Raw genomic sequence first — 12,871 nt, forward strand, 5'->3', positions numbered from 1 at the left:
AACGCCGTACGGTCGCATAAGGTCAATGGCGTTGGCATAAGAGCACCCGAGCGGCCCAGGAGAGGAACGACCATGGCCAAACCGGTGGTCCCCGAGGAGAAGCGGCGGCGCCGCAGGCCCACCAGGAGCGGCACGGTGCTCTCCGAGGCCCTCATCGTGGACACCGCGCTGCGGCTGCTGCGCGAGCACGGCGGCGCCGGACTCTCGGCCCGCCGTCTCGGCCTCGCCCTGGACTGCGACCCGAGCACCCTCTACCGCTACTTCCGCGGCATGGACGACCTCACCCTCGCCATCGGCGACGCGCTCATCGGCCAGGCGCTGCGCGGCTGGGCGCCGACCGGGCGCTGGCGGACCGACCTGCGGACCGTCGGCCTGCGCGTCCACGCCGCCTACGTCGCCCATCCGCAGGCCGCGCTGCTGACCGCGAGCCGGGTCACCGGCCGGGCCAACGAACTGGCCGCGGACGAGGCGGTCCTCGGCATCCTGCGCACCGCGGGCTTCCCGCTGCCCGAGGCGGTGCGTGTCTACCACGCCTTCGTCGACCAGACCCTCGCCTTCGCCGCCCTGGACGCCGCCTCCCTGGCCCTGCCCCGCGCCGCCCTGCGCGCCGACGAGGACAAGTGGCGTTCGACGTACGCGCGTCTGCCCGCCACCACCCACCCCCACATCGCCGAGGCGGCACCCCTCCTGGCGCGGCGCATGCTCGACAGCGCCTATCCGACGGCCCTGGAGATGCTCCTGGACAGCGCGGAGGCGCGGCTGGCCGGGCCGGGCTGAGGGTTTCCCTGGGGCGGCCGCGCAGGCGTCGCCGCCCTGCCGCGCCGCGGACCGGCCTGCGGGGCATCGCAGTCGCCGTCACCCGGCCCCTGGGGCCCTTCTGAGGGATCTCCGCGGCGTCCGCGGAGATCCCTCAGAAGGGCCCTAGACCGCCCCCCGCCGCAACGCCCGCCCCGCCGCCTTCACCACCACCCCTGCCACGGCCGTCAGCGCCGGGGAGTCCAGCTTCCACTGCTGCCAGTACAGCGGCACGTCCACCGGCCGGTCGGGGGCGAGTTCGACGAGGCGGCCAGTGTCCAGCAGGGGGCGGGCCTGGGCCTCGGGGAGCATGCCCCAGCCGAGCCCCGCGGCGACGGCCTGCGCGAAGCCCTCCGAGGTCGGGACGTAGTGCCGGTCCACGCCGGCGGAGGGATGCCCCAGGCGGCGCAGGAAACCGTCCTGGAAGTCGTCGCGCCGGTCGAACACCACCACCGGCGCCCCGGGCAGGACCTCGGCGAGCGGGCGCCCGGCCAGGTGGCGCGCGGCGAAGTCCGGGTGGGCCGCGGCCAGGTAGCGCATTCGGCCGAGCCCCCGCACCGAGCAGCCGGGCACCGGGTCGGCGGAAGAGGTCACCGCGGCCATCACGGCGCCCTCCCGCAGCAGCGCGGCCGTGTGGTCCTCGTCCTCGCGCCGCAGGTCGAAGCAGAGCGCGGGCTCCGGCGGCAGCGCGGTCAGGGCGGGCAGGAACCAGGTCGCCAGCGAGTCGGCGTTGACCGCCACCGACACCCGGGTCGCCTCCCCGGCGCTCCGCATGCCCAGCTCGGCCCGCGCGTCCCGCTCCAGCCGGGCCAGTTGCCGGGCGAACCGCACCACGACCTCGCCCGACTCGGTCGCCCGCACCGGCTTGGTGCGCAGCAGCAGCACCCGTCCGGTCCGCTGCTCCAGGGCCTTGACCCGCTGGCTGACCGCGGACGGGGTGACGTGCAGCACCGCGGCGGCCGCGTCGAACGTGCCCTCGTCGACCACCGCGAGCAGGGTCCGCACCTGGTCGAGCGGCAGTTCCGGCATCCCGGGGACGGCATCTGTCTTCACGAACACTAAGGATACGTAAGAATCTTTAGCTGTACGGACGGTGATCCTTTCCTTAGCGTCGACGGTATGAGCAACGCGCTGTCCGCCGCCGCCGCGGGTTTCGGCACCGGCCTGTCCCTGATCGTCGCCATCGGCGCCCAGAACGCCTTCGTCCTGCGCCAGGGCGTACGCCGGGACTCCGTCCTGGCCGTCGTCGGCATCTGCGCCCTGTCGGACGCGCTGCTCATCGCGCTGGGCGTGGCCGGGGTCGGCGCGGTGGTGGTGGCGTGGCCGGCCGCGCTGACCGTGGTCGGCTGGATCGGCGGAGCGTTCCTCATCGGCTACGGCGTCCTCGCCGCCCGCCGGGTGCTGCGGCCGCAGGGCGCGCTGAACACCGAGGGGCAGGCGACGGGGTCGATGCGCCGTGCGGTGCTGACCTGTCTGGCCCTGACCTGGCTCAACCCGCACGTCTACCTCGACACCGTCTTCCTGCTCGGCTCCATCGCCGCCGACCGGGGCCCGCTGCGCTGGACGTTCGGACTCGGGGCCGTGTTCGCCAGCGTGTGCTGGTTCGCCGCGCTCGGCTTCGGTGCCCGGCTGCTCGGTCGGCATCTGTCCAGGCCCGGCGCCTGGCGTGTGCTGGACGGGCTGGTCGCCGCCACCATGATCACCATGGGGGTGCTGCTGATCGCGGGCGACTGATCCCGGGCGGAACGGGTCAGATCACCCCGCGCCGGTTCACCGCGTACTGCTCCATCAGCTTGTTGCGGGTCGACTCCAGCCGGTGGGCGAGGATCTCCGAGACGATCCGCACCAGGGTCAGCCCGAGCTGCGGATCGGCCTCGCACAGCTCCAGCACGGGCTGCGCCTCGAACTCGTAGGCCCGCACGGGGCTGAAGGCCTCGGCGCCGAAGTCCCACCTGTACGGCGGGAAGAGCCAGGACCAGCCGAGCAGGTCCCCCGCGCCGAGGCTGGCGACGGTCACCCGCTGGAGGGACGTCACCCGCTGGTCCAGGGAGACGGCGCCGGAGCGGACGACCCAGAAGCGGTCGGCCGTACCGCCCGCCTCGAAGATGCGGGCGTCCTCCGGGAAGGAGACCTCGCGGGCGAGTTCCATCAGCCGCGCGCGCTGCGGCGGCGGGAGGGCGGTCAGCAGTTTGATCGCTTTGGTCATGGCGCGGGGCTCCTGCCGGGAGAGGTTCCGGTGTTTTCCCTACGCCCCATTTCAGCCGCCGACAGCCGTGAGAGCACCTCGGCGGAAGGGGGTTTTCCGCGTCAGGGCAGAAAAAAGCCCTGGCTGGACGGGGGAAACCAGCCAGGGCAGCTCTTGGCGGTGGACTCGGGGACCGTGATGATCGACTCCGTCACCGCTTATGGATGAACGATAAACCATTGGCCGCTGGTTAACGCAATCGAAACAGGCGCGAGTGATGGGTTTCACTCCGTCCGGCATTTCACACCGCGCCGATCAGCACTTCTGTCACTTGGGCCACCAATCGCACCACCCGTCACACGGCCCCCGGCCACCCCGGACCGACCACGGCCCCGCAGCCCGCGGCCCGCGAGGACAGGGGCTGCTTCGGCCGACCGCCCACGACGACAGGGACCGCTTCGGACGTCCGCGACCGTCCACGGCCCCGCTCACGGTTTCCCGTCGTGTGCCGGGCGCCTCCCCGGCGTCAGGATCTCGTCCAGCACCCCGATCACCACCTCGTACACGAGCCCGCGCGTGCGGGCCTCCCCGGCGGCGCCGGGATCCTGCGACCGCAGGGCCTCGGCGCGGGCCCGCGAGGCGACCAGCTCCTCCACCGCACGGGCCCTGCTGCGCTGCATCCGTCTCAGCAGCTCGTCGGCGTCCACGACTTCGGTCATACGGACCCGGTACCCCGGTCCCGCGTTCTCAGCCCTCCGCGGGCTTCCCCTCCACCTGGGCCCGCACCTGCTCCGGGGACAGATAGGAGTCCGTGTACTCGAAGTCCTTCAGCTTGGCCGGGCGCCGCAGCTGGAAGCCGGTCCGTACGAAGTCGTCGCCCGCGACCGCGTTGAGCAGCCAGTTGGTCAGCACCCGCGTCTTGGCGACGTTGGTGCGCAGCGCGCCCCAGTGGTACCCGCGGGCCACCGCCTGGGCGGGCAGTCCGTGCAGCTCGATCCCGAGCGGCTTGGACACCGCGTCCGTGCCGCCGAGGTCGACGACCAGCCCCAGGTCCTTGTGGACGTACGGCTGGAGCGGCTCGCCCCGCAGGGTCGCGATCAGGTTCTCGGCGACCTTGCGGCCCTGGCGCAGGGCGTGTTGCGCGGTCGGCGGGCAGATCGCGCCCTCCTCGCCCTTGGCCAGGTCCGGCACCGCCGCCGAGTCACCGAGCGCGAAGATGCCGTCCTCGCCCGGCAGGGTCATCTCGGCGGTCACCGCGAGCCGCCCGCGCACCGTCTCCGCGCCCAGGGTGCCGATCAGTGGGCTCGCGACCACGCCGGCGGTCCAGATCAGCGTGCGGGTCGGCACCACCCGCCCGTCGGTGAAGGTGACCTCCTCCGCGCCCGCCTTGGCGATGGACACCCCCAGCGAGACCTCGACGCCGCGCCGCCGGAGGACCTCCAGGGCGCTGCGGCCGAGCTTGTCGCCCAGCTCCGGCATCAGCTTCGGCGCGATGTCGATCAGATGCCACTTGATCAGACCCGGGTCGAGCCGCGGATAGCGCTTGACCGCGGCATGCGTCAGCTTCTGGAGGCAGGCCGCCGTCTCCGTGCCGGCGTACCCGCCGCCCACCACCACGAACTGGAGCCGCGAGGCGCGCTCGGCCGGGTCCTGGCTCGCGTCGGCGAGATCCAGCTGCGCGATGACGTGGTCACGGATGTACGCGGCCTCCGCGAGCGTCTTCAGGCCGAACGCGTGGTCGGTGAGGCCCGGGATGTCGAAGGTGCGGGTGACGCTGCCGGGAGCCAGGACGATGTAGTCGTACGGCTCGTTCACGATCTCGTCGGTGATCGTGCGGACCACGCACACCTTGGCCCTGAGGTCCACCCCGATCGCCCCGCCGGGGATGATCCGGGTGCGGTACTTGCTGCTGCGCCTGAGCGACACGGCGATCGACTGCGGCGTCAGCACACCGGAGGCGACCTGGGGGAGCAGGGGCAGATAGAGCTGATAGGCGAACGGCGTCACCAGGGTGATCTCGGCCTCGCCCGGAGCGAGGGCCCGCTCCAGCCGCCGCACGCATCCCACGCCGGCGAAGCCTGCGCCCACCACCAGGATCCTGGGTCGTGTCACGGTGTCCATCCCTTTCCGCGCTTCCAGGCGGCGTTCCGCGGGCGCCGTGCGCCTGCCCCTGGATCGCTGGCTCGCACCACTGATCCCACCGTGTCCCGGGCGGTCCCGCCAGCCGAGTGAGGCAGGCTGACGAATCCATGGGACAGCGGCGCCTGTCCGACAGGTTCCCGCCGACCGTGCGGGCGAACGCCGGGAACCCGCCGGACAGTCCCCAGGGTCTGTCGTCAGACTCCCGTCCGCCCCCGGGTGACGCCGGGGATCCGCCGCCGGACAGGCCCAGCACGCAACGCTCGCCGCGCCCGCGCCCGGTCGACCGGATGCCGTACGCGTATCCCCGGGCCGGCCGTTCATGCGGGCGAGGTCCGGCGGAACGCTCAGCGGAACACGTCGTCGGAGTCGTCCCAGCCCAGCGGGTCCTCGGGCGAGGCCGGCCGGGGCACCCGGGTGCCCCCCTGGTACATCGCATCGATCTCCAGCGCGTAGCGCTCCACGATCAGGTCCCGGCGCAGCTTCATCGACGGCGTCAGCAGCCCGCCCGCCACGTCGAACGGCGCCGGCAGCACCCGGAACACCCGGATGGACTCCGCTCGTGACACCACGCTGTTGGCCGCCGCCACCGCGCGTCCGACCTCCTCGCGCAGCGCGTTCTCCTCCCGCGCCTCCCGGCTCAGCAGACCGCTCTGCCAGCGCTGGGCCGAACGCCAGTGGCTGAGGAAGTCCGGGTCAAGCGTGATCAGCGCGCCCACACAGGGCCGGTTGTCGCCGACGACGACGGCCTGGTGCACCAGCGGATGCATCCGCAGCCGCTGCTCCAGCGGCGCCGGGGCCACGCTGTTGCCGCCGCTGGTGATGATGACGTCCTTCTTGCGGCCGGTGATCGTCAGATAGCCCTCGGAGTCCAGCCGGCCCAGATCGCCGGTGGCCAGCCAGCCGCCCCGCAGCGCCGCGCGGGTGGCCGCCTCGTCGTTGACGTAGCCCTGGAACACCGAGGGGCCGCGCACCAGGATCTCCCCGTCCGGGGCGACCCTGATCTCCGTGCCGGGCAGCACCTTGCCGACCGTGCCCGACTTCTCCCGGCCCAGCGGCTGGTTGGTGATGCCGCCGCTGGTCTCGGTGAGGCCGTAGCCGTCGTTCACGTAGATGCCGATGCCCTCGTAGAACAGGGAGAGTTCACGGTTCAGCGGGGAGCCGCCGGAGGTGGCCCGGTGCACCCGGCCGCCGAGCGCGTCGCGCAGTCTGCGGTACACCGTCCGCTCGTACACGGCGTGCTGGAACCGCAGGTTGGGCCCCGGACCGCCGCCGCGGCCCAGCCGGTGCCGCTCGGTGGCCGCGGCGAAGGCCCGCGCCGTCTCCGCCGCCCGCTCGAACAGGGCGCCGTGGCCAGCCTGTTGGGCCGTGCGCAGGAAATTCTTGTACAGCTTCTCGAAGATCGACGGTACGCCGTACAGATAGGTGGGCCTGAAGGAGCGCAGCGCGGCGGACAGGGACGCCTCGCTCAGGTCGGGCTCATGGCCCATCAGCACGCCGCCGCGCAGACAGATCTCCTGGATCATCAGACCGTAGACGTGCGACAGCGGCAGGAAGGCGAGGATGCGCGGCTGCCGTCCGGGCGGCGCCGCCGTGTGGCCCCAGCCGGCCAGCAGGGTGTCGCACGGGCTCGCCAGGCTCCGGTGGGTGAGCGCGCAGCCCACCGGGCGCCCGCTGGTGCCCGAGGTGTAGGCGACGGCGGCCGTGGCGTCCGGGAGCACGATCCGGCGCAGCGAGTCGATCGTGGTGGCGGGGATGAACGCCCCGCGCTCCACCAGCTGGCGCAGCCCCCCGGCGTCCAGCTGCCAGACATGACGCAGATGTGACAGCGTCGCGCACACCGAGCCGACGGTCATCACCGCATGCTCGTCCTCGACCACCACGGCCACGCACCCGGCGTCCCGCAGGATCCACTCCACCTGGTCCCGCGAGGACGAGGGATGCACCGGCACCACCTCGGCGCCCACCGCCCACAGCGCGTGCGCGAACACCGTCCACTCGTACCGGGTGCGGGCCATCAGGGCCACCCGGCTGCCCGGGGTGACACCGGACGCGACCAGCCCCTTGGCCAGGTCGACCACCTGGTCCTTCAGCTCGACGGCGGTCACGTCCTCCCAGCCGCCGGAGGAGGTGCGGCGGGCCAGCAAGGGAACAGTGGGGCTGCGGACCGCGGCCTCGAAGACACTGTCGGCGAGTCCGCCGGACGCGGGCGGGACGACGGGCGGAGCGAGAGCGAAGTCGCGCATGCGCTGCTCCTGGTCGGTACGGAATGTGACGGCGCCGACGAGCACTGTTATCGACGGTGGTCGAATCTAGCCCAGGAGTGAGCGGCCCGTGCCGCGAATGGAATAACGGTTGTGCCTCGTTGATCTCGCCGTGCGAGGGGACTCGGAGGGCACGGCCGGCCTCGCCCCCGGCGGCTCACTCCTGCGTCCGCCGCACGCAGCCGGTGACCACCTCGCGCAGGCTGCCGGTGCGCTCGTACAGGGCGCGCTGCGCCTGTGCGCCGCTGCCCGCGCGAACCAGCAAGTCGGCCTCCGCGCAAGCCCGTTCGAGATCCCCGGCGGCGTCGAGAGCCTCGCCCACATGGTCCAGCAGGGCGCGTACGACGTCCGCCGCCGGGGCCGGGCGCAGGGTGGCGGGATGCAGCAGATCCCCGTCGAGCCCCCAGCGCGCGGCACGCCAGCTCGCCAGCCGCAGCAGGCTGACGCTGTGCCCGGGCACCGGCAGCCCCTGGCGCCACTCACGGGCCGCCGTCTCCACCAGCCCCCGCACCAGCGCGGCCACGAGCACGGCCGTCTCGGCCCGCAGGCACACGTCCGCGACCCGGATCTCCAGCGTCGGGTACCGCTCCGACAGCCGGGCGTCGAAGTACACCATCCCCGCGTCGAGCAGAGCGCCCGTGGCCACCATGTCGGCGACCCTGCGGTGATAGGCGTCGGCCGACCCGAACACCTCCGTCGGCCCGGCCGAGGGCCACTGCTGCCACACCCGGCTGCGGTAGCTGCTGTAGCCGGAGTCCAGGCCCTGCCAGAAGGGCGAGTTGGCGCTCAGCGCCGACAGCACCGACAGCCATGGCCGGATACGGTCGGCGACCGCCACGCCCTCCTCGTCGGAGTCCACGCACACATGCACATGGCAGCCGCACACCATCTGCCGCGCGGTGATGTCGTACTGCTCCGCCATCCACTGATAGCGGCGGCTCAGCGCGATGCTCGGGCTGACCGGCAGCGGGGAGGAGGCCAGCGCGGCCACCGCGCAGCCCAGCTCCCCGGCGTGCCGGGCCGCCTCCGTACGGCAGCGCACGATCTCCGCCCGCAGAGCGTCCATGTCCTCCTGCGGATGGGTGGCGAACTCCACCATCTGGTCGTGCAGTTCCCTCTCGAAGACCTGCTCGCCGCCGTCGCCCCGCCCGGCACGCGCCAGCACCGCGGCCGACATCGACCGCGGTTCCCCGCTCTCGGGGTCCACCAGGAGGAGCTCCTCCTCCACTCCGACGGTGCGCACCGGGTACAGCCTTTCCACGGCGGGTGACACGCACCCGACTGCCCCGTCGGAGCCGTTTCACACCGTGTACGGCCGCAACCACACCGTCGCCAGCGGCGGCAGCGTGAGGCTGATGTGCCCGTCCTCCGGCTTCACCGGATCGCCGTCGACCACGTCACCGCCGCCGTAGCGGGCCGCGTCCGTGTTCAGCACCTCCACCCAGGCGACCGCGTCCTCGTGCGGGGCGAGGCGGTAGCCGTGGCGCACCACGGGGGAGAAGTTGCTGACCGCGAGCAGCGGAGAGCCGGCGGCGTCGAACCTCAGGAACGCGAAGACGTTGTCCTCGGCCGCGTCCCCCACCACCCACCGGAACCCGCCCGGGTCCGTGTCGCGCTGCCACAGCGCCGGGGTGTCCCGGTACACGGCGTTCAGGTCACGGACCAGGTCGCGTACCCCGCGGTGATCGGCGTGCGCCCCGTAGCCCGGGTCGAGCAGCCACCAGTCGGGGCCGTGCGGCTCGGACCACTCGCCGCCCTGCGCGAACTCCTGTCCCATGAAGAGGAGCTGCTTGCCGGGGTGGGCCCACATGAAGGCCAGGTAGGCCCGATGGTCGGCGCGCTGCTGCCACCAGTCGCCCGGCATCTTGGAGACGAGGGCGCGCTTGCCGTGCACGACCTCGTCGTGGGAGATGGGCAGGATGTAGTTCTCGCTGTACGCGTACACCATCGAGAACGTCATCTCGTTGTGGTGGTACTTGCGGTGCACCGGCTCGTGCTGCACGTACTCCAGCGAGTCGTGCATCCAGCCCATGTTCCACTTCAGCCCGAAGCCCAGCCCGCCGCTGTCCGTCGGCCGGGTCACCCCGTCCCAGGCCGTCGACTCCTCCGCGATGGTCACCACGCCCGGCGCCCTGCGGTACACGGTCGCGTTCATCTCCTGGAGGAACGCCTTCGCGTCCAGGTCCTCGTTGCCGCCGAACACGTTGGGCGTCCACTGGCCCGAGTCCCGCGAGTAGTCCAGGTAGAGCATCGAGGCGACCGCGTCCACCCGCAGGCCGTCGATGTGGAACTCCTCGCACCAGTACACGGCGTTCGCCACCAGGAAGTTGCGCACCTCGGTCCGGCCGAAGTCGAATTCCAGCGTGCCCCAGTCCGGATGCTCGGCACGCCGCGAGTCCCCGGGCTCGTACAGCGGCTCCCCGTCGAAACGGGCGAGCGCCCAGTCGTCCTTGGGGAAGTGCGCCGGCACCCAGTCGAGGATCACGCCGATCCCCGCCCGGTGCAGCGAGTCGATCAGGAACTTGAGGTCGTCGGGCGGGCCCAGCCGGGCCGTCGGCGCGTAGAAGCCGGTGACCTGGTACCCCCACGAACCGCTGAACGGATGGTGGGCGACCGGCATGAACTCCACATGCGTGAACCCGAGGTCCCTGACGTACGCGGGCAGTTCCTCGGCCAGCTGACGATAGGTCAGACCAGGGCGCCAGGAAGGCAGATGGACCTCGTACACCGAGAACGGCGCCTCGTGCACCGGGAGGTCGCCGCGGTGGGCCAGCCACTCCTCGTCGGCCCACTCGTAGCGCGAGACGTGCACGATCGACGCCGTGTCCGGCGCCGCCTCCGCACGGCGGGCCATCGGGTCCGCCTTCAGCAGCCGCTCCCCGTGCCGGGTGGTGATCTCGAACTTGTAGCGGGCGCCCTCGGCGACGCCCGGCAGGAACAGCTCCCACACCCCGGACGCGCCGAGCGAGCGCATCGGGAACGCCGTCCCGTCCCAGCAGGTGAAGTCGCCCGTGACCCGCACGCCCTGAGCGTTGGGGGCCCACACCGTGAAGCGGGTGCCGATCACGCCCTGGTGGTCCATCGGCTCGGCGCCGAGCGCCTTCCACAGCTGCTCGTGCCGGCCCTCGCGGATCAGGTGCAGATCGACGTCGCCGAGGGCCGGAAGGAAGCGGTACGGGTCGTGCGTCTCCTGCTCGGGGTCGTCCCCGTACGCCACCGCCAGGGTGTACTCGGGGATCTCCTCGAGCGGCAGCACGCCCGAGAACAGGCCGTCGCCCTCGGAGACGAGCGGATGCCGGGCCCCGCCCGTCACGACGCTCACCGAACGGGCGAACGGCCGCAGCGCCCGGAAGGCGATCCCGCCCGGCACCGCGCGGGCGCCGAGCAGCGCGTGCGGATCGTGATGCGCGCCCGCCAGCAGCCGGCCCCTCTCTCCCGGGTCGAGTGCGGGAGCGGCCCGGACCGCGGTCTGCGGTCCGGACGGCTCGGGCAGCGAAGTCTCACGCAGGGCCACGACTCTCAGTCTCCTCTCACGGCCAGACGCTCGATCGCCGCCATCGGCACGGCGACCCAGTCCGGGCGATGCCGGGCCTCGTACAACACCTCGTACACGGCACGGTCCGTCTCGTACGCACGCAGCAGCGCGTGCTTCTTGCGCGGGTCCCAGCCGGCCCGCTCGGCATAGCCCGCGCAGTACGCCTCGCGGCAGCGGCGCGCCCACTGCGGCCGCCACGGGCGGCGCTGGCGGGCGGCGTAGTCGAACGAACGCAGCATCCCCGCGATGTCCCGCACCGGGGACTGCGGGGTGCAGCGCTCGGCGAGCGGACGCGACGGCTCGCCCTCGAAGTCGATGACGAACCACTCCCGTCCGGCCCGCAGCACCTGTCCCAGATGCAGATCACCGTGGATACGCTGCGCGGTCGGCCCCGGATCGCAGGTGACGAGCATGCCGAAGGCGCTGCGCAGACCCGGCACGAACGGCCTGAGTCCCGGCACGCTGTGCGCGGCCGCGTCCAGCCGCTCCGCCATCGCCGCGGCCGTACGCCTGTTCTCGGCGGGCGGGCCGCCGGGGAAGGCGGCGGCCAGCGCCAGGTGGACATCGGCGGTGGCCTGCCCCAGCGCGTGCGCCTCGGTGGTGAAGTCGTCGCCGGTGGCGAGCGCGTGCAGGGCGAGCGTCCAGCCGTCGGCGGCGTCCGGCAGGAAGGGCTGGAGCACCCCGAGGGTCGCCCCCTGCGGCTCGGTCGTGCGGAACCACGCCACCGGCGCGGGCACCCGGCGGCAGCCCTGCCCGGCCAGCGCGCTTGTCACCTCCAGATCCGGATTGACGCCCGGCTGGATCCGCCGGAACACCTTGAGGATGTACGAGTCCCCGTACACCAGCGAGGTGTTGGACTGCTCCGCGTCCAGCAGCCGTGGCGGCAGCCCGGACGGCACGGCCACGCCCGGGGCGCCCTCGAACCGCAGCGGCCCGAGGCTGCCCGGCCGGCGCAGCCGCTCCAGGAGCAGCTGGGCCGACCGGGGGTCGCGCAGCGCGTCGTAGACCGCCATCCCGGCCAGCGGCCCCTCCTGCGCCCTGCCCACCAGTGCCCGGCCGAGCCGGGGCGAGAGGTGCTGCTGGACGCCGAGGAGGAGCTGGTAGCAGTCGCCGGGCGGGGTGGCGGTGCCGGGCGCGGGCACGCCCGCGTGACCGGACGGGCTCGGGGCGTGGTCCGCGTGCACCAGCAGATGCAGACAGCCCGGGAACAGCTCGGTCAGCGACAGCAGACGCAGTTCGGTGACCGGCCGGTCCTTGCCCGCGAACCAGCGCTGCCGCGGGAGCCACTCGCGCAACAGGCCGTCCAGCGAGGCCATGGGCCGCACCGGCCCCGTACTGTCCCGGTGCAGGGATGCGGTCTTCGGCATGGCGCCGCGTCCTTTCCTCGGAGCACGCTCACACGCGTCGGCCGATGCGTGATGCCACTCGGGTGAGCCGGAACCAGTAGAAGCCGTGGCCCGCCAGGGTCAGCAGGTACGGCAGTTCGCCGATGGCGGGGAAGCGCACGCCGCCGAACAGCTCGACCGGGTGGCGTCCCTCGAACCTCCGCAGATCCAGCTCGGTCGGCTGCGCGAACCGTGAGAAGTTGCCCACGCACAGGACGATGTCGTCCTCGTACTCGCGCAGGAACGCCAGCACCGCCGGGTTCGAGGACTGGAGCTCGGTGAAGCTGCCGAGCCCGAACGCGGGGTTCTGCTTGCGGATCTCGATCATGCGGCGGGTCCAGTGCAGCAGCGAGGAGGGCGACGACATCGACGCCTCCACGTTGGTGACCTGGTAGCCGTAGACGGGGTCCATGATGGTCGGCAGGGAGAGCCGGCCCGGGTCGGCGGCGGAGAATCCCGCGTTGCGGTCGGGGGTCCACTGCATCGGGGTGCGGACGGCGTCGCGGTCGCCGAGCCAGATGTTGTCGCCCATGCCGATCTCGTCGCCGTAGTAGAGGATCGGCGAGCC

11 protein-coding genes are annotated in these 12,871 nt (G+C 72.7%); 2 read left to right on the forward strand and 9 right to left on the reverse strand.

From position 1 onward, the window contains the following. Positions 1–72: 72 nt before the first annotated feature. Entirely contained in the window at positions 73–777 is a 705-nt protein-coding gene (locus tag ACFYR0_RS07170; RefSeq protein ID WP_389322756.1) for a TetR/AcrR family transcriptional regulator, read from the forward strand. Between the two features lie 144 nt (positions 778–921). On the opposite strand, the gene ACFYR0_RS07175 is transcribed toward ACFYR0_RS07170, so the two are convergent. Further along, a complete protein-coding gene (locus tag ACFYR0_RS07175; protein WP_389322805.1) occupies positions 922–1,824 on the reverse strand; it encodes a LysR family transcriptional regulator ArgP in 903 nt (300 codons plus the stop codon). Between the two features lie 90 nt (positions 1,825–1,914). Between ACFYR0_RS07175 and ACFYR0_RS07180 the strand changes: the two genes are divergently transcribed. Next, on the forward strand, positions 1,915–2,529 hold the full coding sequence (locus ACFYR0_RS07180) for a LysE/ArgO family amino acid transporter (RefSeq protein WP_389322759.1): 615 nt from the start codon (positions 1,915–1,917) through the stop codon (positions 2,527–2,529). Positions 2,530–2,545: 16 nt separating this feature from the next. Here ACFYR0_RS07180 and ACFYR0_RS07185 read toward each other — a convergent pair whose 3' ends face one another. The 8 genes from ACFYR0_RS07185 to ACFYR0_RS07220 form a co-directional block, all read right to left on the reverse strand. Then, entirely contained in the window at positions 2,546–3,001 is a 456-nt protein-coding gene (locus ACFYR0_RS07185) for a cyclic nucleotide-binding domain-containing protein (protein ID WP_389322761.1), read from the reverse strand. Between the two features lie 467 nt (positions 3,002–3,468). Then, the gene (locus ACFYR0_RS07190; RefSeq protein ID WP_389322763.1) at positions 3,469–3,699 is read right to left on the reverse strand and encodes a hypothetical protein; all 231 of its coding nucleotides are present in this window, start codon (positions 3,697–3,699) and stop codon (positions 3,469–3,471) included. 28 nt (positions 3,700–3,727) lie between these two features. After that, positions 3,728–5,101 carry an NAD(P)/FAD-dependent oxidoreductase gene (locus tag ACFYR0_RS07195; protein WP_389322765.1) on the reverse strand — a complete coding sequence of 458 codons (1,374 nt, stop codon included), beginning with the start codon at positions 5,099–5,101 and terminating at the stop codon, positions 3,728–3,730. 365 nt (positions 5,102–5,466) lie between these two features. Further along, positions 5,467–7,365, reverse strand: coding sequence for an AMP-dependent synthetase/ligase (locus tag ACFYR0_RS07200; RefSeq protein ID WP_389322767.1), 1,899 nt, complete (start codon positions 7,363–7,365; stop codon positions 5,467–5,469). A 175-nt stretch (positions 7,366–7,540) separates the two neighbouring features. Continuing rightward, positions 7,541–8,626, reverse strand: coding sequence for a glutamate--cysteine ligase (locus tag ACFYR0_RS07205; protein ID WP_389322769.1), 1,086 nt, complete (start codon positions 8,624–8,626; stop codon positions 7,541–7,543). Between the two features lie 57 nt (positions 8,627–8,683). After that, complete coding sequence (gene glgB, locus ACFYR0_RS07210) at positions 8,684–10,897, reverse strand: 1,4-alpha-glucan branching enzyme (RefSeq protein ID WP_389322771.1); 2,214 nt, start codon at positions 10,895–10,897, stop codon at positions 8,684–8,686. 5 nt (positions 10,898–10,902) lie between these two features. After that, the gene (locus tag ACFYR0_RS07215) at positions 10,903–12,285 is read right to left on the reverse strand and encodes a maltokinase (protein ID WP_389322773.1); all 1,383 of its coding nucleotides are present in this window, start codon (positions 12,283–12,285) and stop codon (positions 10,903–10,905) included. A gap of 28 nt (positions 12,286–12,313) precedes the next feature. Beyond that, positions 12,314–12,871 (reverse strand): alpha-glucosidase C-terminal domain-containing protein (locus tag ACFYR0_RS07220; protein ID WP_389322776.1); only part of this gene is annotated, 558 nt, incomplete at its 5' end.

This window comes from Streptomyces sp. NPDC005017 (assembly GCF_042873115.1).
In the GTDB taxonomy this organism is placed as follows: Bacteria; Actinomycetota; Actinomycetes; order Streptomycetales; family Streptomycetaceae; genus Streptomyces.